Raw genomic sequence first — 23458 nt, 5'->3', positions numbered from 1 at the left:
ATGATCTCTCCAAAGAGATCATCGCATTTCTAATTATTTAATACCTAACGCATAACGCAACGCTGCCTCTTTCGCTTTTCCTGCATGTTGAGCTGCTAAAAGGCCGATATTTCTAACGACTTTTAAACCCGGTAGTTGGTGACTAAAGGCGTGATAAAAGACATCCATACCCGCTTGCATAACTAAATTATCAGGCATACGACGACGCTGATATTTTTTCAATAACGCCATTGAATCCCAAGGCTCGAAATGTTTTTTAGCCTCAGCCACTAAGTTCAAGAAACAATCCACATCACGATAACCTAAGTTAACGCCCTGTCCTGCTAATGGATTAATGGTGTGAGCCGCATCTCCCAACAAAATAATGCCTTTATCAACATAACGACTTGCATGTTGACGCGTTAAGGGAAATGAACCCGTAGCAATAGGTGTCGCTTTTCCTAAACGTTCAGGAAAAGCATGTTGAATTTCTTTTTCTAACTGCGCCATTGACATGTTTTGTAGTTTTCTAATTCTGTCAGGCGAGTCATACCAAACTAAACAAGCCCAGTTATCAAAAAGCGGTAAATAGGCGCGTGGCCCTGAAGGATAAAATCGTTGCCACGTTCCCTTTTCTGGAGGTAATTCTGTTTTTACTGTAATCAACATACACGATTGGCGATATTGCCAACCATTGCTACCAATACCTGCAAATTTGCGCACTTGAGAGTTTGCACCATCAGCACCTATCACTAAATTTGTGGTCACCTCCTTACCATCAGAAAGCGTTACTGTCCATTTATCATCTAAATAAGTCATTTTACTTAGACTATTTGGACATAATAAAGTGATATTGCTATAACGTTCAGCCTCTTGCCAAAGCGCTAATTGCAAAATACGGTTTTCAACCATATATCCTAATTCGGGTAGCCCTAAGCTTTTTGCATCAAAAATCACATGGGCGTTTTCTTCTTCCCATGTTTCAAGAGTCAGATAAGGTGCAGAACGCATAGCCAAAACATGTTGCCATGCACCTAGTTGTTTTAATAGACTAACGGACGCACAACTAATCGCAGAAATACGGATATCAGGATGAGATGACGCATCAAAAGGTGCTGGAGACTGTCGCTCAATCATGGCGACACGCAATCCTTCTTGCGCCAGTCCAATTGCAACAGCAGCGCCAATCATTCCGCCACCCGCGATGATTGCATCAAAATCGTTTTTTACATTACTCATCATTGTTATGCCATAACTCATTACTTTAATAATTAGGTAAGCGCTGTTTCAGTTTATTTTGATTAAACTAAACGCCATAAAGAATTAGCACCGACTTACTCTAGTCACTGACCACACAAATGACTACAATAACCGCCTTATTGGCTTATTACACGCAACGTTTTCCAGTGATTAGCTATTGTCTCACTGAAAATACCGGATTTACACAATGTCGACGATAAAAAAACTGTACATTAAAACTTGGGGCTGTCAGATGAATGAGTACGATTCATCCAAAATGGCAGACCTACTCGAAAGCACCCACGGTTATCAGTTAACCGATGTCGCCGAAGATGCGGACATTCTACTGTTAAATACCTGTTCTATCCGTGAGAAAGCACAAGAAAAAGTCTTTCATCAGTTAGGACGTTGGAAATATTTTAAAGATAATAAACCCGATATTATCATTGGCGTCGGTGGCTGTGTTGCCTCTCAAGAAGGTGAATACATCCGTCAACGTGCGCAGTGTGTCGATATTATCTTCGGACCACAAACCTTACACCGTTTACCTGAAATGATTAATCAGGTTAAAGGCACCAAAAGCCCGGTTGTCGATATCAGTTTCCCTGAAATCGAAAAATTTGACCGTTTACCTGAGCCTCGTGCAGAAGGCCCTTCTGCTTTCGTTTCTATCATGGAAGGCTGTAACAAATACTGTTCTTTCTGCGTTGTTCCTTACACTCGAGGTGAAGAAGTCAGCCGCCCTTGTGATGATGTATTATTTGAAATAGCACAACTAGCCGCTCAAGGTGTACGCGAAGTTAACCTATTAGGTCAGAACGTAAACGCCTATCGTGGTGCCACTTTTGATGGCCAAATTTGTAGCTTTGCTGAGTTAATTCGCTTAGTCGCGGCAATTGATGGTATTGACCGTATTCGCTTTACCACTAGCCACCCTATCGAATTTACTGACGATATTGTTGCTGTATATGAAGATACGCCAGAATTAGTCAGCTATTTACACTTACCTGTGCAAAGTGGTTCTGACCGTATTCTAACATTAATGAAGCGTAACCATACGGCACTTGAATATAAAAGCATCATTCGCAAATTACGCAAAGCACGTCCTGATATTCTGATAAGTTCAGACTTTATCATCGGTTTCCCCGGTGAAACACAAGACGATTTTGAAAAAACCATGCAATTAATTGCTGATGTTAATTTCGATATGAGCTTTAGTTTCATCTATTCAGCACGTCCGGGTACTCCAGCAGCCGACTTACCTGATGACGTTAGCGAAGATGAAAAGAAACAGCGTTTATATCTGCTACAACAGCGCATCAATCAGCAAGCGATGAATTTTAGCCGAGCGATGCTAAACAGTGTGCAACGTATTCTTGTTGAAGGCCCTTCACGTAAAAATGTAATGGAGCTTTCTGGTCGTACTGAAAATAACCGTGTGGTTAACTTTGAAGGTACACCCGATATGATTGGTAAATTCGTTGATGTTGAAATTGTTGACGTTTATGCCAACTCACTACGTGGTAAAGTGGTTAGAACGGAAGATCAAATGGATTTACGTACCCATGAATCACCAGAATCCGTCATTGCACGTACTCGTAAAGAAGATGAATTAGGGGTCGGTGTTTACCAACCTTAATTGATCAGATTTAACAAAAGGATAATCAGTGACAGTAATAGCACATGCACAAGTAGCGACCCAAGAAATTTTCTTAGAGCCAGCTGACAATGCCCGTTTGATGAGTCTATGTGGCCCATTTGACGATAATATTAAGCAACTTGAGCGCCGTTTAGGTATTGAGATTAATCATCGTGATAACCGTTTTAAACTCACGGGAAAATCATTATGTGTCAATGCGGCCGCAGGAATTCTACGTCGCCTGTATGTGGAAACCTCGCCGATGAAAGGCGTGATCCCCGATATCGACCCTGAACAAATTCATCTTGCTATCAAAGAAAGCCGTGTGCTTGAACAAAGTGATGAGCATGTTCCTGAGTTTGGAAAATCGACCAATATTCGAACTAAACGTGGTGTGATAAAACCTCGTACACCAAATCAAGCACAATACATTGCCAATATTCAGACTCATGATATTACGTTTGGTATTGGGCCTGCGGGTACAGGGAAAACTTATCTAGCTGTTGCTGCCGCTGTTGATGCCCTTGAACGCCAAGAAGTGCGTCGTATTTTGTTGACGCGGCCTGCAGTTGAAGCGGGTGAAAAATTAGGTTTTTTACCAGGTGATTTAAGTCAAAAAGTCGATCCCTATTTACGACCACTTTATGATGCGTTATTTGAGATGTTGGGTTTTGAAAAAGTTGAGAAACTAATAGAGCGTAATGTTATTGAAGTTGCACCTCTCGCTTATATGCGTGGACGTACACTCAATGATGCTTTCATCATTCTTGATGAAAGCCAAAACACCACCATTGAACAAATGAAAATGTTCTTAACGCGTATTGGTTTTAACTCTAAAGCCGTGGTCACTGGGGATATAACTCAGATTGACTTGCCAAGAGGCAATAAATCGGGCTTACGTCATGCCATCGAAGTTTTATCAGATGTGAATGATTTAAGTTTTAATTTTTTCCATAGTGAAGATGTTGTTCGTCACCCTGTGGTTGCCAAAATTGTTATCGCTTATGAAGCTTGGGAAACCGAAGACCAAAAACGTCGTCAAGCTATCAAAGCAGAAAAAGAGAAGCTTCAGAGAGAAAATCATGAGTGAAGTTATCCTTGATTTACAAATTGCAAGTGAAAATACGCAAGGGCTTCCGAGTGAAGCCCAATTTATGACATGGCTCGAAGCGGTATTACCACAGTTTCAGCCAGTCAGTGAAGTCACTATTCGTATTGTTGATGAAGCAGAAAGTCACGAGCTTAATCTCACTTATCGCGGTAAAGATAGACCCACTAACGTGCTTTCTTTTCCTTTTGAAGCACCGCCTGAAATTGAATTGCCTCTATTAGGTGATTTAATTATTTGTCGCCAGGTGGTAGAAAAGGAAGCGGTTGAACAGAGTAAGACGGTTGAAGAACATTGGGCACACATGGTGATTCATGGTTGCCTACATCTTTTAGGTTATGATCATATAGAAGATGATGAAGCCGAAGAAATGGAAAGTTTAGAAACAGAAATCTTACAAAATTTAGGTTATGCAGATCCCTATTTAATTGAAAAAGAGTAACAGTTATCTTATTTTTATGATAAATATTATATCCAATTAACCATTCAATGAGGAAAAATAGTTAAAACGCCATGAGCGACGACCAATCTTCGAGTAACGATAACCCTGGTCCTAAGAAAGGGTTTCTCACACTGCTTAATCAGTGGTTCCACGGTGAACCTAAAAACCGTGATGATCTGATGGAGCTTATCCGCGATTCTGAACAGAAAGAATTAATTGATCCTGATACCCGCGACATGCTTGAAGGGGTAATGGATATTGCTGAACAGCGCGTTCGGGATATTATGATCCCGCGCTCCCAAATCGTTACACTAAAACGTAATCAAACTCTTGATGAATGTTTAGATGTAATTATTGATTCAGCACATTCCCGTTTCCCAGTCATAAGCGAAGACAAAGATCATATTGAAGGCTTATTGATGGCAAAAGATTTACTGCCATTTATGCGTACTGACGCAGAGCCATTTAGTATGGATAAAGTCTTACGTTCAGCGGTTGTTGTACCTGAAAGTAAACGGGTCGATCGCCTATTAAAAGAGTTCCGCTCACAACGCTATCATATGGCGATTGTAATTGATGAATTCGGAGGTGTATCAGGGCTTGTCACAATTGAAGATATTCTAGAACTTATCGTAGGCGAAATTGAAGATGAGTATGACGATGAGGATGATATTGATATTCGTCCACTAAGTCGCCACGCTTACTCAGTTCGAGCTTTAACCCAGATAGAAGATTTCAATGAAGCGTTCGGTACACATTTCAGCGATGAAGAAGTTGATACTATTGGCGGTTTAGTTATGCAAGCCTTTGGTCACCTTCCTGCTCGTGGTGAAACTATTACTATTGATAATTACCAATTTAAAGTTGTTATGGCAGACAGCCGTAAGATCATTCAGGTTTATGTGCATATCCCCGATGATGCGCCCATTCCTGAACTAGGTAATGATGCATAGGATATCAATGAATAATATCTCTTTCTTAAACCGCCAGTGGGTTCGTGCCCTTCTGGCGGTTTTTTTCGGTGCTATCGGCACATTTGCGTTTTCGCCTTTTGACTTTTGGCCTGCGGCTTTAATTTCACTGCTTGGTCTATTACTGATAATCACACAGCGCACATCTCGACAAGGTGCATTCCTTGGCTTTGCTTGGGGTTTTGGCTTATTTGGTACTGGCGTAAATTGGGTTTATGTCAGCATTGCTGATTTTGGTGGTATGCCGTTTGCAATAAACATCTTTTTAGTGATTTTATTAGCACTCTATTTATCACTCTATACGCTGTTATTTGCAGGCTTACTAAATAGATTTTTTCCAACCCCCACACTATGGCGGTTTGTATTCGCAGCCCCTGCACTATGGCAAATTACAGAGTTTTTAAGGGGTTGGGTATTATCTGGTTTTCCATGGTTACAATTCGGTTACAGCCAAATTGATGGCCCATTAAAAGGTATTGCGCCTATTTTTGGTGTTACCATGATAACACTACTACTTACCGTTATCAGTGGCCTTCTGGCATTTGCACTCTATCGAAAATCAATTTACAGCCTTGTCGTTGCTCTTCTTTTATTAGTATTACCGGTCAGCTTTAAATCTTATCAGTGGTATCAGCCTTTACAGGATGAAACGCAAGAAATTGCATTAATCCAAGGCAATATCGCACAATCATTAAAATGGGAACCGGGCACATTAGAAAGTACGCTAAAAACCTATCTCACCTTAAGTCGCCCTTTTATCGGTAAGGCGAATCTGATTATTTGGCCTGAATCTGCGATCCCTGATGTCGAAATTCAACAACAAGGTTTTTTAGCGGAGCTTGATAAGCAACTAAGAGAGCAAGACACCCATTTAATGACGGGAATTATTGATGCTCGACCAACATTAAAAGGTTATCGTTTCTACAATAGTGTTATCACATTAGGTGAACACTATGCTTATCAATATCCAGCAACGGATCGCTATAATAAACATCACCTTGTTCCTTTTGGTGAGTATGTACCACTAGAATCACTATTACGCCCACTTGCACCTTTCTTTAATTTACCGATGTCATCATTGAGCCAGGGTGAATATGTACAACCTCAGCTTACTGTCAATGATGCCAAAATAACCGCAGCTATTTGCTACGAAATTATTTTAGGTGAACAAGTTCGTGCTAACTTCAAACCTGATACTCGGTTTTTGTTGACGATTTCTAATGATGCTTGGTTTGGTAATTCAATCGGCCCTTGGCAGCATTTCCAAATGGCGAGAATGCGTTCTCTAGAGTTAGGAAGACCCTTATTACGTTCGACAAATAACGGTATTACAGCCTTTATTGCAGCTAATGGTGATGTAATTTCTCAACTTCCTCAATTTGAAGAAGGTGCTTTAGCGGAAAAAATCACACCAACAACAGGATTAACCCCTTATTACAAATGGGGTAATACACCATTGTGGATACTGGTTGGATTATTTTTTATTATCGCCTTTATTAAACGCCGTAATTAAAATGAATAAAGCCCAACCCTATTAAGTTAATATTAATTAGGTTGGGCTTTCTCTAATCGTTATTCCTATTAATATTGTGCCAATACACATAAATACCTCAAAACGCATTACTGCTGAAAAGGCGTTAATGACTCAACATACACAAGAAAAAAAATTAAACACAGACGTAAGAATCTTCTTTATGAGATAATCTATTTTATTGCGAGCTTACCTGGCATCATTTTTTCTTCACTTAAACTCTGATAACCAATTTAAAAAGAAGCCCACCATAAACGTAATTTTAGTCCCCATGAAGAAGACCAACCACTCGTAAAGCCGACCATTTCACCTTTGTAAACAATCACAAATGAAGGTGTAGCACTAATTCCCCACTGCTGCGAAATGTTTCCGCGCTCATCATTAATAACAGGGAAAACAAGGCCTTTAGATTGAATACCGCGCTCTAGCTTTGCACTATCACCAGATCGAATTGCCACTGATGTCACGTTATAACCATCTTGGGCTAACGAATTTACGGTCGGTGTCGTAAATTTACAAACCCCACACCAAGTTGCCCAAAAATAGACTAATAAAGGCTTTTCAGCACTCAATTCTGTCAATGAAACAACTTTATTATCAACCGTATAAAGTTCAGGTAAATTCGTTAAGGAGGGTGGCGTAGGTTGTCGCCACCAATCCATTGCAAAAGAGGCTACAACGAAAATGACCACCAGAACAACCAGCTCTTTACTCCATTTTCGTAAGCGACTATGCATTATTTTTTCACTTTAGCCAGTTGTTCTTTAACAATCACTTCTAGCTGGGCGTAATCTACTGCACCAGGGATAACCATGTCGCCAACAACCGTTGCAGGTGTCCCCTGAATACCTAATTTACGAGAAAGATCTAAATTATTCTGTAACGCTTTTAAGCTGTCATCCGTTAATTTTACTTTGCTTGTATTGGTTGTTTTCATTGCATCATCAATACTTGCATTATCTAGCATTGTTTTCTTCTGCATTAAACGTTGGTGTAACGCTAAGAACGCTTTAGGATCTTCTTTCCATACAGAAAGTACCGCTTGAGATGCTTTCGCAGAACTTTCGCCTTTAAATGGTAATGGTTTAATTACCACAGCAACTTCAGGATAATCTTTTGTGATTTGTTCTAATAATGGATCGAAACGTTTGCAGTAAGGGCAATTATAATCAGTAAAAGAAACCAACACTAACTTAGCGTCTTTTGCACCAATACGAGGACTTGCTGCATCGTTATATAATGCGTCGTGTTCTGCCTTTAAGGCAGTACGAAATTGAGCTTGTTGCTCATCGGCTTTTTGTGCTTGTAATGCAGTAATAGCTTCTTCCAAAATTTCTGGATTTTTGATTAAGGTATCACGAACCAGCGCACGAACTTCTTTTTCCTGATCAGCGCTTAATGCCGCCGCTTGCACATTTGCACCCAAAAGTAATGACGAGATAACCAGTGCAGAAAGTGTTTTTTTCATTATTGGGCTCCTTTAGCCTCTGAAAGAATAGTCAATGTTGAATCTTTATTTAAAAGTGGGGGTAAAACCACGCCATCTTTATGGCAAGGTCCATAAATTTGGTTAAAAGGCACAGCAACTTGACCACGTTGTTTTAAAAACTGGGTGATTTTATCAGAGGGTTTAGTCCAATCCCCCCTTAATGCAACGACATCCGGTGCTGACAATGCCGCCTGAATATCTTCTCGCAATAATACATTGTATTTGTTTGCTTTGCAGGTTACACACCAATCTGCCGTCACATCAACAAATACACGTTTATTATCAGCCAATGCTTGGTGTATTGCTTCTTCAGATAAAGGCTGCCAATTGACTGAATCTTGACCTGTAAATGTATGGCTTTCTGGTTGAGCAACAAAAAAGTAAGTACTTCCCCCTAAAAATAGGGCAATCACCGTAGAAATAAGTACCGTTTTTTTACCATAGTGCCGTGCAATTGCGAGTAATAAAAGCAAAGTAATCGTAATAAAAATACCGGCAACAATAGGCATTCCCAAATGAGGGATTAAAAGTGTAATAAGCCAAATACTAGACAGTAGCATCATAAAGCCTAAAACAACTCTTAGACGATTCATCCATTTTCCGGGTTTTGGTAGCACTTTTGCAACAGATGGGAATACTGCCACTAAGATCCAAGGCAAACTCATTCCTATCCCTAATGCAGTAAAAATAAGCCATAACTCACTTAACGGAGCAATCAGAGCATAAGCGACTGCGGTACCTAAAAATGGTGCGGAACAAGGTGTGGCTAGCAAAGTAGCAAAAGCACCTTCCCAAAAATGACGACCATATCCCTGTCCTCCCGCCGTTGCCATTTTAGTATTCATATTGCTACTTAAACGTAACTCAAATAAACCCAATAAATTAGCTGTAAAAATAGCGGTCACCAACACCATAAACCCAATAAACCAAGGGCTTTGGAACTGAATTCCCCAACCTAAAGCTTCTTGGCTATAACGTAAGCCTGTCATAAATAGAGCAAGTGCCCAAAAAGAAACTAAAATACCTAAAACAGACACCGAAAATTGCTTACGAATAACTCCTTTATCACGATTTTCAAGATGTAAAATCGAACCCAATTTCATCGCGAGCACTGGCAATACGCAAGGCATTAAATTTAGGATCAACCCACCTAATAGTGCAAAAGCAAGAATACTCCATAGTCCAACACTTGAATGAGAAGAAGAAACAGTACCTATTTCTCCCTTCCCTATTGTGTCGTTAACTTGACGAGAAAAACCTTGGTCAGTAATAACAAATGAGAGAGCTTTACCTGAAATATCACCCGCATCATCGCCCCAATCATCAGTCACATCAACAGAGACAATCAAATTATTATCTTTATGATTTAACTTGGGAATACCGTAAAGCATACCTTCTGGAGGATCGAGATAAATATTAGGTTTAACCCAATCTCCTTGCTCTTTTTGTAAAGAGATTGTGAGCTGACTATTATTATAAGCAGAAGAAACCGAAGAGATGAGTCCTGTACCAACAGGGATTTTTGCCATCGCCTGACTATATTGCCATTCAAAATCAGAAGGGGCAGGCTCTGTGAGATCCAAATCTAAAGTGTAGTCCGTTAAAATACAGACATTACTGCATGTTGATAACGTTAAAACACCCGTTAAACGTTCAGCATTAACGGATGTTAATTCAATAGGAAAAGTAACTTGTTTGTCATAGCCTTGAGTGTGAATACCTGCAACATCAAAAGCTGAAGGTGATGGCCAATGCCATATCATCGTACTCACATCTTGTGACCAATTAATTTCAGGTGCAACGCCACCTTCCCCTGGTGAACGCCAATAGGTTTTCCACCCAGATTCAAGTTGTACTTCAAGTAACATTTTCACATCACCCGTTGGTGACTTTTGTGCTGTCGCCCTAACTTGTGCGTGAGAATTATCAGGCATGGCTAACCAACCTGTATCTGCTGCTTGAGATGGAGATAACGTAAATAGCGTTAATACCAACGCTATAACAAAAGAACGAAACATAACAACTCCCTAAAAATTCCTACAACGCTACACACAAAGCGACGTCCTAAAATAGACGTGCAATTTTTTAGCTAAAAGGAAATTTCTAATCCCTCAAAATACAATAATGAAGGTGAAGTCTTATCGGTGGAGGTGGATGATGGTGTTTTTTTTGGCTACGCTGACGTGAAACATAGATAGCAGCCATACTCAACAATAATAGTACTGCCCATGAATGGAAAAACGGCTCTATGGTTATTGGAGGTACAGATAATAATGATTTAGCACTTAATTCACAGGTAGACAGTGAATAAGTATGTTCTATTGCACTATTCTCATCAGCAATTGGTATTGATAGTGGGTATTGTGTTTGGGAAACAGCCGTTGCTAAGCGCTCACTAATGATGTGGGCACCTAATGAACGCTGAACAATACAACACAATATCAGCAAAACTGTTATCACCACTAGCCAGCGACCTGACCGCCAATTACTCATAGATGTTCCTCATCAATATGACCCGTTATCTTAACGGTAATCTACAGACAAACAACTCCTTAAGACAAACTTTACAAATCCCTACTTATTTTATTTTTTCTATTATCTCAATTTTTCATCTTTAACCTTTATTTCTATAAGGTTTCTACTACAATAATTTTAAATATTGAAAACAACTTCCAAAAAAACAATCAATCATATTTGATTTCATTCTTTTATTGAGAGATACCTCTCGTATTTCACAAATTGCACTTCCCAACAGTATGTTATTTGTTCTATCTATTAACATTATCAAAACAAATTAAAACAAAAAAGCAACACAAAGCAAATCACCAATATCACTTATCACTACGACAGGAGTTATTATGCGCATGCGTAAACTAGCATTATCATTAATGATTTTAGGGGCTGCAGGAGCTGTGCAGGCAGAAGAACTCACTGGAACCTTAAAGAAAATCAATGACAACGATATTATTATCGTCGGGCACCGGGAATCCTCAGTTCCTTTCTCTTACTATGATAATCAACAAAAAGTGGTGGGTTATTCCCAAGACTATTCCAACCTGATTGTACAAGCTGTGAAAGATAAAATAGGCAAACCTAACCTGCAAGTTCGCCTCATTCCTATCACTTCTCAGAATCGTATTCCATTATTACAAAATGGCACCTTTGATTTTGAATGTGGCTCAACAACCAATAATGAAGCTCGCCAGCAACAAGCCAGTTTCTCTAATACTATTTTCATCGTAGGTACACGTTTACTCGCAAAAAAAGACAGTGGAATTAAAGATTTTGCTGATCTATCTGGTAAAAACGTCGTTGTCACCTCAGGAACAACGTCTGAAATATTACTCAACAAACTTAATGATGAGAAAAAAATGAATATGCGCATTATCAGCGCAAAAGATCATGGAGACTCATTCCGTACACTTGAATCAGGACGTGCTGTTGCCTTTATGATGGATGATGCATTACTTGCTGGAGAACGTGCTAAAGCGAAAAAACCAGGTCAATGGGAAATTGTAGGAACCCCACAATCTGAAGAGGCTTATGGCTGTATGTTGCGTAAAGACGATGCCCAATTCAAAGCGTTAATTGATGAGACTATCGCGAATGCACAAAAATCCGGTGAGGCAGAAAAATCATTCAATCGCTGGTTTAACGCCCCTATTCCACCTAAAAACCTTAATCTAGAATTCACTATCTCTGATGAAATGAAAGCCTTATTTGCATCGCCAAATGATAAAGCATTGAATTAAAAATACATACGTAGTTGATACAAACAAATAATTATAAAGTATCTGTTGGACAGACAGATCAGTGAAGTTTGGGGCAGTCGTTCCCTGCCCCTATTTTTCACCGGAGGTGAAATCATGTCGATTGATTGGGATTGGGGGATATTCTTCCAAGAAGCCCCATTCGGAAACACCACATACTTAGGATGGCTGATTTCCGGTTTCCAAGTCACCATTGCCTTATCGTTATGCGCTTGGGTTATTGCCTTTCTTGTTGGTTCTCTATTCGGAATTCTACGGACTGTACCTAATCGTTGGCTTTCTAGCTTAGGCACTGTTTATGTTGAATTATTCCGTAATGTGCCACTTATCGTACAATTCTTTACGTGGTATTTAGTCATCCCTGAACTTTTACCTCAATCTATTGGCGACTGGTTTAAAATGGACTTAGCGCCAAATGTACAATTTTTTGTCTCTTCAGTTCTCTGCTTAGGCTTATTTACTGCGGCACGTATGTGTGAACAAGTCAGAGCAGCAATCAACTCATTACCTCGTGGACAAAAAGCTGCAGGGCTTGCTTTGGGTTTAACCTTACCTCAAACCTATCGTTATGTTTTATTGCCTAATGCTTATCGTGTCATTATTCCCCCCATGACTTCAGAAATGCTTAACCTCGTAAAAAACTCGGCGATTGCCTCTACTATCGGGTTAATTGATATGGCTGCACAAGCAAACAAGCTACTCGATTATTCAGCGAAAGCGTATGAGTCATTCACAGCCATCACTCTTGCCTATGTCTTCATCAACGTCGTCATTATGTTAATAATGCATTGGCTTGAAAAACGCGTTCGCTTACCCGGCACAACAGGAGGTCAATAATGTACGAATTTGACTGGAGTTCCGTTGTTCCAAGCCTACCATTTTTAATCGATGGCATGGCAATCACTTTAAAAATCACTATCACCGCCATTGTGGTTGGTATTTTATGGGGAACGGTGCTTGCTGTTATGCGCCTGTCTACCTTTAAACCAATTAGTTGGTTTGCGGTTGCTTACGTTAATACCTTTCGTTCTATTCCATTAGTCATGGTATTGCTGTGGTTTTATTTAATTGTGCCTAACATATTACAAAATGTTCTAGGGCTTTCACCGAAAAGTGATATCCGTTTAATTTCAGCAATGATAGCGTTTTCTTTATTTGAAGCAGCGTACTACTCTGAAATTATAAGAGCAGGTATTCAAAGTGTGAGTAAAGGACAATTTTCCGCCTCACTTGCATTAGGAATGACCAAATCACAAACAATGCGTTTAGTGATTTTACCTCAAGCATTTAGAGCTATGATCCCGCTTTTACTCACCCAAGGTATTGTCTTATTTCAAGATACATCCTTAGTTTACGTATTAAGCCTCACTGACTTCTTCAGAACGGCGGCAAATATTGGTGAACGAGACGGTACACAAGTTGAGATGATCCTCTTTGCAGGTTTTGTTTATTTTGTCATTAGCTTCGCAGCTTCAATGTTAGTGAACTTTCTTAAAAAAAGGACTACCTAGATGATTTCCCTAAAAGATGTATCAAAATGGTATGGTCAGTTTCAAGTACTGACTGAATGTTCCACTGAAGTTAAAAAGGGGGAAGTTGTTGTTGTCTGTGGGCCTTCAGGTTCAGGTAAATCAACACTGATCAAAACTGTTAATGGCTTAGAACCCATACAACAAGGCGAGATCCTCGTTAATGGAACCCTAGTTAATGATAAGCATACGGATCTTGCCAAATTACGCGCAAAAGTTGGTATGGTGTTTCAACATTTTGAGCTCTTCCCTCACCTCTCTATTATTGAAAATCTTACACTGGCACAAGTCAAAGTACTCAATAGAAATAAAGATGCGGCAAAAGAAAAAGGCTTAAAGTTATTAGAACGTGTTGGCTTATCAAGTCATGCGAATAAATATCCTGCTCAACTTTCTGGTGGCCAACAACAACGTGTCGCAATTGCTCGTGCTTTGTGTATGGATCCTATCGCAATGTTGTTTGATGAACCGACTTCCGCACTTGACCCTGAAATGATAAATGAAGTACTGGATGTTATGGTTGAGCTAGCTAATGAAGGTATGACCATGATGGTAGTAACCCATGAAATGGGATTTGCTAAAAAAGTTGCTGACCGCATTATTTTTATGGATGAAGGACGCATTGTAGAAGATAGACCTAAAAATGATTTTTTTGATAATCCAAAATCAGATCGTGCAAAAGATTTCCTCGCAAAAATTCTACACTAATTATTCACCTCATCATGATTAATATTTGCTGACGTACTTTATGTGCGTCAGCAAACAAACTGATTTAAATAAACCTTGCAACTTAATATCAATTAATTCTTATTTTCCGCAATATCAAAACATTTTCACCAAAAATCACGCATTTATTACACTAAAATAGTGTTTATTTTCAGCATATCTCGCAATTCTCTAGAAAAAGTTAGGCAAACAATGGCTTTCATTAAGAAAGACTGTTGTGGCTATTAGACAAAATCAGCTATGCTATGCGAGTCTTAATTTCATTATAGCGGTTACCCTCCGGTAGCCATTAATTCACCATAGGATTATCGGTGCCATGCAAGAACAATATCGTCCCGAAGATATAGAGCAAACTATCCAGGAACACTGGGAAAAGAACAATACATTTAAAGTGACAGAAGATAATAACAAAGAAAAATATTACTGCCTGTCAATGCTACCTTATCCTTCTGGTCGACTACACATGGGACACGTCCGTAACTACACCATTGGTGACGTGATTTCCCGTTATCAACGTATGCAAGGTAAAAACGTCTTACAACCTATCGGTTGGGATGCGTTTGGTCTACCCGCTGAAGGTGCCGCAGTAAAAAACAATACCGCGCCTGCGCCATGGACTTACGAAAACATCGATTACATGAAAAACCAGTTAAAGAAACTGGGTTTTGGTTACGATTGGGATCGTGAAGTCACAACATGTACACCAGAATATTATCGTTGGGAACAGTGGTTCTTTACTAAGTTATATGAGAAAGGCTTAGTGTATAAAAAAACCTCTGCTGTTAACTGGTGTCCACATGATTTAACCGTATTAGCTAATGAACAAGTTATTGATGGCTGTTGCTGGCGTTGTGATACCCCTGTTGAACGTAAAGAAATTCCACAGTGGTTTATCAAAATTACCGATTATGCAGAAGAGTTGTTAAACGATTTAGATACGTTAGATGAATGGCCAGAACAAGTAAAAACCATGCAACGTAACTGGATTGGCCGCTCAGAAGGTGTCGAAATCACATTTGATGTTGCCGATAGCAACGACAAAATGACAGTTTACACAACACGTCCTGATACTTTTATGGGCGTGACTTATGTCGCTGTTGCAGCTGGTCACCCATTAGCACAAAAAGCCGCTCAAAATAACCCTGAAATTCAGCACTTTATTGATGAATGCCGCAACATGAAAATGGCAGAAGCCGATATGGCGACAATGGAGAAAAAAGGGATTGCCACTGGTCTTTATGCTATTCACCCATTATCCAAAGAAAAAGTGGCTATTTGGGTTGCTAACTTTGTATTAATGGAATACGGCACAGGTGCCGTGATGGCAGTTCCGGGTCATGATGAACGTGACTGGGAATTTGCAACCAAATATAACTTACCTATTAAAGCCGTTATTGCTGATGCTGAAGGTAACCAACCTGACTTATCTGAAGGTGCATTAACCGAGAAAAATAGCCTAATTAACTCTGGTGAATTTTCTGGTTTAGATAATCAAGCTGGCTTTAACGCTATTGCAGATAAACTTGCACAAATGGGTGTTGGTGAACGCAAAGTTAACTATCGTTTACGTGACTGGGGAGTTTCTCGTCAACGTTACTGGGGAGCGCCAATTCCAATGGCAACCTTAGAAGACGGCACTGTTGTTCCTGTTCCTGAAGATCAACTCCCCGTTATCCTGCCAGAAGATGTAAAAATGGACGGTATCACCAGTCCAATCAAAGCCGATCCTGAGTGGGCGAAAACCACCATTAATGGTCAACCCGCACTGCGTGAAACGGATACTTTTGACACCTTTATGGAATCATCTTGGTATTACGCTCGTTATACCTGCCCTGATTATGATAAAGGCATGTTAGATCCAAAAGCTGCTAACTATTGGTTACCTGTTGACTGGTATATTGGTGGTATTGAACACGCAATCATGCACTTAATGTATTTCCGTTTTTTCCATAAACTGATGCGTGATGCAGGTTTGGTAAACTCAGATGAACCCGCCAAACGCTTACTATGCCAAGGTATGGTACTCGCTGATGCGTTCTATTACACGGGTGAAGATGGTGCTCGCCACTGGGTATCACCAGCAGAAGCGATTGTTGAACGTGATGAAAAAAATCGCATCATAAAAGCGACTGACAGTGCTGGTCATGAACTGACTTATGCCGGCATGAGCAAAATGTCTAAGTCTAAAAATAACGGTATCGACCCACAAACAATGGTTGAACGTTATGGTGCAGACACCGTTCGTTTATTTATGATGTTTGCGGCGCCACCAGAATTAACACTTGAATGGCAAGAATCTAGCGTTGAAGGTGCTAACCGCTTCTTACGTCGTTTATGGCGTTTAGTGCACGAGCACACTCAAAAAGGAGCGACACAATCGCTTAATCTGTCTTCATTAACAGAAGAACAAAAAGATTTACGCCGTGACTTACACAAAACTATCGCAAAAGTATCTGATGATGTAGGCCGTCGTTTAGCCTTCAATACTGCGATTGCTGCTATCATGGAGTTAATGAATAAATTAACTCGTGCAAGTCAAGAAACAGAACAAGATCGTGCATTAATGCAAGAAGCATTAGAAGCCATCGTTCGTATGCTTTCACCTATCATCCCTCACGCTTGTTTTGTGATGTGGAAAGCATTAGGTGGAAAAGAAGACGTTGATGTTGCACCATGGCCTATTGCTGATAAAGAAGCCATGATTGATGACACTAAACTGATTATCGTTCAAGTGAATGGTAAAGTTCGCGGTCGTGTCACTGTTCCGGCTAATTCAGAAAAAGAATATGTTCAGGAAATGGCAACAAAAGAGTACAGTGTTGCTAAATACTTGGAAGATGTGACTATTCGTAAAGTCATCTATGTTCCAGGAAAATTACTGAACATCGTTGTTGGCTGATAAGGAGGCCTAGTGCGATATCTACTTTCGCTATTTTTCGGTTTAGCGGTGTTAATCACCGCTGGTTGCGGTTTTCATTTACAAGGGAAAACTCAAGTTCCAGCAGAATTAAAAACGCTTTATCTCAGCTCTAGTGACCCCTATGGCCCATTATCTCGTGTAATGCGTCAACAACTCAGATTGAGTGGTGTTCAGCTTGTTGAAAACCCAACAGCAGATATCCCTATTCTCAAAATTGTGGGATCGTCAGAGAGTAAAGAAACCGTTTCTGTGTATCAAGACGGTAAATCAGCAGAACGTCAATTAACATTTGTACTAGATACACAAGTGATTATGCCTGACGGAACGATTTACCCTATTTCATCACAGGTTTCACGCCCATTCTTCGATAACCCATTAGAAGCGTTAGCAAAAGACGCAGAAAATGACATTATCAAACAAGAGATGCGTGAACAGGCGACAGCCATTTTAGTGCGTAAATTGTTGGTTGTTCACAATGCTGAACGCCAAAAAGCCGCACAAGCTGAACAGGCAAAACAGATAATCTCACCAGCCCAATGATCCGCTTATATCCAGAACAACTGAATGCGCAACTCCAAGAGGGGTTGCGCCAAAGTTACCTACTCTGGGGCAATGAACCATTGTTGCTCCAAGAGTCTCAAGATGCCATTCAATCTATCGCTAAAGCCCAAGGATTTATTGAACATTATCAATTTACTCTTGATAATAATACGGACTGGAATGAAATTTACTCACTTTGTCAATCATTAAGTCTTTTCTCTCAAAGACAATCTATTTTGTTGCATTTACCTGAAAATGGTCCTAATGCAGCCATGTCAGAAAAACTCACAAGATTGTCTCAAGAATTACATCAAGATTTATTGTTGATTTTACGTGGCAATAAACTGACTAAGGCTCAAGAAAACAGTGAATGGTTTAAAACATTAAGCCAAAATGGGACTTATATTTCTTGTCTCACACCTGAGTTTGATAAATTACCTAATTGGGTTGCTCGACGAGTAAAACAAAAAGGATTAACGCTAGATGAACAAGGTAACCAACTGCTTTGCTACTGCTATGAAGGTAATTTGCTCGCATTAGCACAAGCTATAGAGCGTCTTTCTCTGCTTTACCCTGATGGTAAGTTGACATTGCCTAGAGTCGAAGCAGCTGTCAATGACGCGTCACATTTTACTCCTTATCACTGGGTTGATGCATTACTCGCAGGTAAAACACAACGCGCATGGCATATTTTGCAACAACTCAAAAGAGAAGATAGCGAACCGGTTATTTTACTCAGAACCTTACAACGTGAATTAATGCAATTAATGACGTTACACCGTGAATCAAAAACAGCTTCGTTAAAAACCATTTTTGATAAGCATCGAATTTGGCAAAACCGACGCCCAATTTTTACAGCTGCATTGCAACGTTTATCAGAGCATCAACTACTGACCGCAATACGGTTATTAACCAGTATCGAAATAACCATTAAACAAGATTATGGTCAACCTGTTTGGCCATCACTTGGCGCATTGGGCTTATTACTTTGTGGGAAAGCATTACCGGAAGGATTTGTGGATCATGCCTAAAAATCATCACTCAACGCCTTTAATTAACCAAGCTATCGCCTTATACGGAGGCACATTTGATCCTATTCATTATGGACATTTACGTCCTGTTGAAGCCCTTTCAGGATTAATTGGTTTAAAAGAAGTGGTGTGGCTACCCAATAATATTCCCCCTCATCGCCCACAACCTGAAGCATCTTCTCAACAACGTCTTGATATGGTACGTCTTGCTATTGAGCCATATTCTTCATTTAAAGTGGATACTCGTGAGCTTGAGAAGCCAACACCTTCTTATACTATTGAGACATTAAGAGACTTCAGACAAGAAATTGGTAATAAACAACCTTTAGCATTTATTATTGGTCAGGATTCATTACTTTCAATTAATACTTGGCACCAATGGGAAAAATTATTAGATGTATGTCATTTGTTAGTTTGTGCTCGCCCTGGCTATCAAACACATTTTGAGTCTGCACAAATGCAATCATGGCTGGCTAAACACCAAACGAAGCAACAAGAAGATATCCATTGTTTACCTGCGGGTAAAATTTTTCTGGCTGATACGCCTCTTTATCATATTTCAGCAACCGATATTCGTTCTCGCCATAAAGCAGGATTAGATTGTCACGATTTACTACCAAGCCCCGTTGAAGACTATATTCGCCAGCAACAACTCTATAAATAATGTATTTATCCTAAAGTTGATCTCTTAAATAATTAAAAGCAGGTGGATAAGGCGAAAAATAGCGTTGGTTAATCAAATAATCATCAGGATAAACAGTTAACCAATATTGGAGCAATTCATAAGGCTTAGCAAAAGGCACAACACCTTGACGATATTGTAAAATTGTTTGTGCCATTGTTTGTTTTTGTTGTGAATTTAAACTTCGCTTAAAATATCCCGCCATATGCATTAAAGCGTTTGTTTGCCCTTCCCGATTTGGTGCTATACTCAATGCCTCCATTAGCTTTCGTTGATATTTCATCGCAATGTTCTCAAGAGGAATATCATCAGATAAATTAGCAATATAACGCCCTAACTCTCGATAAGCGACTTGTGAATAAGCCATAATCAAATATTTATATCGGCTATGAAACTTAACTAGCGCCCCTTTGCTTAATGATTGATAAACCTGTTGTTGATAATCTACTCGTGTAAAAAACCAGGTAAGAAAATTATCTAATGCTTTGGGTTGCGAGAGTTGTTCAACGCAGAGTTGTGGAAATACAGCATCCAATGAAGAGGCAAAATGATCGCCTTCTTTTCCTATATATCCCTGAATTAGAAATGGGTTATTTGTATCATGAGCATCGATCTGCACAATACCTATATTCTCAGTCCCCATAATATGACAAAGTTGCTCTAATTCTGCTTGTAATTGGCTATTGTTGTTACTCATGATTTCTGAAGATAGCCCAAGATAACTCTCTTTTCTTTCCATTATTTTTCTCTCCAACCCAAAAATATAAGCAATAGGCGGTATAATATGAATTTAACAAAGTTAAAACACCGTAATTAGGTGTTTCATGAGCATTGACAGACGATGTTTAGCTGTTATTCTCACCCTCTGTTCCCTTAAGGGAACTGCAAGGTAAAACTGTCGTCTAACTGAAAAGTTCTTATCTGCCTTCTTTTTGTTATTTATTATGGCGCAGTTAATGGGCATATATGAAATTTTCTAAATCAAACGTCGAAAAACAAGAAAATGAGGTTTATGTTCTTGTTATCGCTAACTGGAATTAATCATCAAGTAAAATAGATTTATTGGTATAAATTCCTTTAAAATAGCGTTTATTATTTTTTCGATTGAATTAACTCATTAGATTAAAGGTGATCCTTTTGCAAGGCTCTGAATTACAGCAATTTATTATTGATAAACTTGAAGATTCTAAAGCTCAAGACATTATTGCATTAGATGTCCGTGGAAAATCAAGTGTAACTGATTACATGATTATTTGTACGGGTACATCAAGCAGACACCTCATGTCTGTTGCAGATAATCTCGTTGATGATTGTCGTCAAGCGGGATTACAACCTTTAGGTGTTGAAGGACAAGGCATTTCTGACTGGATTGTCGTCGATCTTGGTGAAGCCATGGTACACGTGATGCAAGAAGACAGCCGCCGTATGTACGAACTTGAAAAACTCTGGAGCTGAGTTTGAAATTACAGCTCATTGCCGTTGGTACAAAAATGCCGGACTGGATACAGACCGGCTTTATGGATTATCTTAACCGATTCCCAAAAGATATGCCTTTAGAGCTCATCGAAATCTCCGCAGGTAAACGCGGAAAAAATGCGGATATAAAACGTATTCTCGAAAAAGAAGGAGAACAAATGTTAGCCGCTGTCGGTAAAGGGAATCGTATTGTTACTCTCGATATTCCTGGCTCTCGCTGGGATACGCCAAAACTTGCAGAACAACTTGAACGATGGAAGCTAGATGGTAGAAATGTCAGCTTACTCATTGGTGGCCCTGAAGGATTAGCACCCGCTTGTAAAGCTGCCGCTGAACAAAGTTGGTCTTTATCCCCGTTAACAATGCCACACCCTCTTGTTCGTGTCGTGGTTGCAGAAAGCCTTTATCGAGCATGGAGTATTACGACAAACCATCCTTATCATCGTGAATAATCAATAAATTGGCGGGTCAGTAAGTGAAGTCAAATGGGATGAAGAGAAAAAAACGTACCCCGTTTCGAGATTATACTGCGGAATCAAGATTGTTTATCCGCCGTGTAATTGTCGCATTTTCAGTAATTATTATACTAAGTGGTATTTTGGTTTTTAACCTCAATCACTTACAAATCGTTCGCCATGACGATTACCAAACACGTTCAAATGATAACCGAATTAAACTCGTCCCAATTGCACCTAGTCGAGGTATTATTTATGACCGCAAAGGGATCCCCCTTGCTCTTAACCGTACTATTTATCAGCTAGAAGTTGTACCTGAAAAAGTCACAAACTTACAAGAAACGCTTGAAAGTTTAAGAGATGTTGTTGACTTGACTGATGAAGATATTGCGACCTTTGAAAAAGAGCGTAAGCGTTCTCGCCGATTTAGCTCTATAGCCTTAAAAACTACACTTAGCCAAGTACAAGTCGCGCGTTTTGCTATCAATCAGTATCGTTATCCTGGCTTAGAAATCAAAGGCTATCAACGCCGTTATTACCCTTATGGCTCAGCCTTGACACATGTCATTGGTTATGTAGCAAAAATTAACGATAAAGATGTTGAACGCCTTGATAAAGAAGGCTTATCACCTAACTATGCGGCGACTCATGATATTGGTAAGTTAGGTATTGAGCGTTATTATGAGTCAGTATTACACGGAACAACTGGCTATGAAGAAGTTGAAGTCAATAGCCGTGGCCGTGTTATTCGCCAATTACACGAACAACCCCCACAAGCAGGTAAAGATATTTATCTTACCATTGATCTTGAATTACAGACTTATATTGAAACATTACTTACTACAAGCCGAGCCGCGGTTGTAGTGACTGATCCTCGCAATGGTGAAATTTTAGCCCTAGTCTCAAACCCAAGTTATGACCCAAACTTATTTGTAGGCGGTATTTCTAATACAGATTATCAAGGATTACTAAATAACCCAGATAGGCCTTTAATAAATCGAACAACACAAGGTCTTTATCCTCCAGCATCAACAGTTAAACCTTTTATGTCTGTTGCTGCATTAAGCGAAGGTGTTATCACTGCAAACACGACTATTCACGACCCCGGCTGGTGGCAACTTCCTGGCTCTGAAAAACGTTATCGCGACTGGAAACGTTGGGGACATGGCAAACTCAACGTCACAAAATCGATTGTTGAATCTGCAGATACTTTCTTTTACCAAGTTGCTTATGATATGGGAATAGACCGAATATCTACATGGATGAGTCGTTTCGGCTATGGTGAATATACGGGGATCGATTTATCAGAAGAGCGAAACGGTATAATGCCAACACGAGAGTGGAAGCAACAGCGTTATAAAAAACCTTGGTATCAAGGTGATACAATACCGGTTGGTATAGGACAAGGGTATTGGACAGCAACACCTATTCAAATGACAAAAGCCTTAATGACATTAATAAATGATGGACAAGTGAAAACCCCTCACCTGCTTTATGGCACGAAGCTTGGTAATGAGATGTTACCTTATGTTGATACTGAAACGCGCCAAATTGGTGATATCAACTCAGGTTATTGGGAATTAGCAAAGCATGGTATGTATGGTGTTGCTAATTTTCCTAATGGTACGGGTCGTCGTAGTTTTGCTGATGCGCCCTACAAAATTGCGGCTAAATCAGGAACAGCCCAGGTCTTTAGTTATGAAACTTATAACGCTAGCCAATTAGCTGAGCACCTTCGTGACCATAAACTAATGATTGCATTTGCCCCTTATGATAATCCAACTGTAGCGATTTCAATTATTTTAGAAAATGGTGGTGCGGGTCCTTCAGTCGGTGATATTACAAGACAAATTCTTGACCACATTCTCCTTGGTGATAACAACACAGTATTACCTGATTCACCCCCCGCTCCGCGTGGTTCAGAGGAATAA

At 39.7% G+C, this 23458-nt stretch carries 22 protein-coding genes; 16 read left to right on the top strand and 6 right to left on the bottom strand.

All coding sequences use genetic code 11. The features are described from left to right. Positions 1-33: 33 nt before the first annotated feature. Complete coding sequence (ubiF, locus tag GWJ05_RS16555) at positions 34-1221, bottom strand: 3-demethoxyubiquinol 3-hydroxylase (RefSeq protein ID WP_087802707.1); 1188 nt, start codon at positions 1219-1221, stop codon at positions 34-36. A gap of 205 nt (positions 1222-1426) precedes the next feature. Here ubiF and miaB point away from each other — a divergent pair, with 205 nt between their 5' ends. The 5 genes from miaB to lnt all read left to right on the top strand — a co-directional run bounded on the left by miaB (position 1427) and on the right by lnt (position 6891). Then, positions 1427-2857 carry a tRNA (N6-isopentenyl adenosine(37)-C2)-methylthiotransferase MiaB gene (gene miaB, locus GWJ05_RS16550; RefSeq protein WP_036938517.1) on the top strand — a complete coding sequence of 477 codons (1431 nt, stop codon included), beginning with the start codon at positions 1427-1429 and terminating at the stop codon, positions 2855-2857. Between the two features lie 28 nt (positions 2858-2885). Further along, a complete protein-coding gene (locus tag GWJ05_RS16545; protein ID WP_036938520.1) occupies positions 2886-3947 on the top strand; it encodes a PhoH family protein in 1062 nt (353 codons plus the stop codon). Further along, positions 3940-4407: an rRNA maturation RNase YbeY gene (ybeY, locus tag GWJ05_RS16540; RefSeq protein WP_036938524.1), complete on the top strand. Its 468-nt coding sequence runs from the start codon at positions 3940-3942 to the stop codon at positions 4405-4407. The genes GWJ05_RS16545 and ybeY overlap by 8 nt, the downstream gene beginning before the upstream one ends. A 71-nt stretch (positions 4408-4478) precedes the next feature. Further along, positions 4479-5360, top strand: coding sequence for a CNNM family magnesium/cobalt transport protein CorC (corC, locus tag GWJ05_RS16535; RefSeq protein ID WP_023581153.1), 882 nt, complete (start codon positions 4479-4481; stop codon positions 5358-5360). Between the two features lie 7 nt (positions 5361-5367). Then, on the top strand, positions 5368-6891 hold the full coding sequence (gene lnt, locus GWJ05_RS16530) for an apolipoprotein N-acyltransferase (RefSeq protein ID WP_087802713.1): 1524 nt from the start codon (positions 5368-5370) through the stop codon (positions 6889-6891). A gap of 251 nt (positions 6892-7142) precedes the next feature. Here the strand turns inward: lnt and GWJ05_RS16525 are convergent, their stop codons facing one another. From GWJ05_RS16525 to GWJ05_RS16510, 4 genes are all read right to left on the bottom strand, one after another. After that, complete coding sequence (locus GWJ05_RS16525) at positions 7143-7646, bottom strand: protein disulfide oxidoreductase (protein ID WP_036938532.1); 504 nt, start codon at positions 7644-7646, stop codon at positions 7143-7145. Further along, on the bottom strand, positions 7646-8377 hold the full coding sequence (locus tag GWJ05_RS16520; RefSeq protein ID WP_036938535.1) for a DsbA family protein: 732 nt from the start codon (positions 8375-8377) through the stop codon (positions 7646-7648). The genes GWJ05_RS16525 and GWJ05_RS16520 overlap by 1 nt, the downstream gene beginning before the upstream one ends. Next, positions 8377-10416, bottom strand: a complete 2040-nt coding sequence (locus tag GWJ05_RS16515) for a protein-disulfide reductase DsbD family protein (RefSeq protein ID WP_036938538.1) — start codon at positions 10414-10416, stop codon at positions 8377-8379. The genes GWJ05_RS16520 and GWJ05_RS16515 overlap by 1 nt, the downstream gene beginning before the upstream one ends. 85 nt (positions 10417-10501) lie before the next feature. Beyond that, complete coding sequence (locus GWJ05_RS16510; RefSeq protein WP_036938541.1) at positions 10502-10891, bottom strand: hypothetical protein; 390 nt, start codon at positions 10889-10891, stop codon at positions 10502-10504. A gap of 365 nt (positions 10892-11256) precedes the next feature. On the opposite strand from GWJ05_RS16510, the gene GWJ05_RS16505 reads away from it, so the two are divergent. The 8 genes from GWJ05_RS16505 (at position 11257) to nadD (ending at position 19578) form a co-directional block, all read left to right on the top strand. After that, positions 11257-12150, top strand: coding sequence for an amino acid ABC transporter substrate-binding protein (locus GWJ05_RS16505; protein ID WP_036938544.1), 894 nt, complete (start codon positions 11257-11259; stop codon positions 12148-12150). A gap of 114 nt (positions 12151-12264) precedes the next feature. Continuing rightward, a complete protein-coding gene (locus GWJ05_RS16500) occupies positions 12265-13005 on the top strand; it encodes an amino acid ABC transporter permease (RefSeq protein ID WP_036938546.1) in 741 nt (246 codons plus the stop codon). Continuing rightward, positions 13005-13679, top strand: coding sequence for a glutamate/aspartate ABC transporter permease GltK (gene gltK, locus GWJ05_RS16495; RefSeq protein WP_036938549.1), 675 nt, complete (start codon positions 13005-13007; stop codon positions 13677-13679). The genes GWJ05_RS16500 and gltK overlap by 1 nt, the downstream gene beginning before the upstream one ends. Next, complete coding sequence (locus tag GWJ05_RS16490; RefSeq protein ID WP_087802719.1) at positions 13680-14405, top strand: amino acid ABC transporter ATP-binding protein; 726 nt, start codon at positions 13680-13682, stop codon at positions 14403-14405. A 334-nt stretch (positions 14406-14739) separates the two neighbouring features. Beyond that, positions 14740-17322: a leucine--tRNA ligase gene (leuS, locus tag GWJ05_RS16485; RefSeq protein ID WP_036938552.1), complete on the top strand. Its 2583-nt coding sequence runs from the start codon at positions 14740-14742 to the stop codon at positions 17320-17322. A 12-nt stretch (positions 17323-17334) separates the two neighbouring features. Then, a complete protein-coding gene (gene lptE, locus GWJ05_RS16480) occupies positions 17335-17883 on the top strand; it encodes an LPS assembly lipoprotein LptE (protein ID WP_036938555.1) in 549 nt (182 codons plus the stop codon). Beyond that, positions 17880-18914 (top strand): DNA polymerase III subunit delta, encoded by a 1035-nt coding sequence (gene holA, locus GWJ05_RS16475; RefSeq protein ID WP_161681511.1) that lies wholly within the window; start codon positions 17880-17882, stop codon positions 18912-18914. The genes lptE and holA overlap by 4 nt, the downstream gene beginning before the upstream one ends. Beyond that, entirely contained in the window at positions 18907-19578 is a 672-nt protein-coding gene (nadD, locus tag GWJ05_RS16470) for a nicotinate-nucleotide adenylyltransferase (RefSeq protein WP_052038529.1), read from the top strand. The genes holA and nadD overlap by 8 nt, the downstream gene beginning before the upstream one ends. Before the next feature lie 10 nt (positions 19579-19588). Here nadD and GWJ05_RS16465 read toward each other — a convergent pair whose 3' ends face one another. Further along, complete coding sequence (locus tag GWJ05_RS16465; protein ID WP_161681510.1) at positions 19589-20335, bottom strand: YbgA family protein; 747 nt, start codon at positions 20333-20335, stop codon at positions 19589-19591. A gap of 389 nt (positions 20336-20724) precedes the next feature. Here GWJ05_RS16465 and rsfS point away from each other — a divergent pair, with 389 nt between their 5' ends. The 3 genes from rsfS to mrdA are packed head-to-tail and all read left to right on the top strand — an operon-like array spanning position 20725 to position 23458. Further along, entirely contained in the window at positions 20725-21051 is a 327-nt protein-coding gene (gene rsfS, locus GWJ05_RS16460; RefSeq protein WP_082239483.1) for a ribosome silencing factor, read from the top strand. Positions 21052-21053: 2 nt separating this feature from the next. Then, entirely contained in the window at positions 21054-21524 is a 471-nt protein-coding gene (gene rlmH / locus GWJ05_RS16455) for a 23S rRNA (pseudouridine(1915)-N(3))-methyltransferase RlmH (protein ID WP_036938567.1), read from the top strand. A gap of 38 nt (positions 21525-21562) precedes the next feature. Beyond that, positions 21563-23458, top strand: coding sequence for a peptidoglycan DD-transpeptidase MrdA (mrdA, locus tag GWJ05_RS16450; RefSeq protein WP_087802725.1), 1896 nt, complete (start codon positions 21563-21565; stop codon positions 23456-23458).

Origin of the sequence: Proteus sp. G2626 (genome assembly GCF_009915985.1) — a bacterium.
GTDB classification, from domain to species: domain Bacteria; phylum Pseudomonadota; class Gammaproteobacteria; order Enterobacterales; family Enterobacteriaceae; genus Proteus; species Proteus vulgaris.
This window is presented reverse-complemented; position numbering and strand designations above follow the sequence as displayed.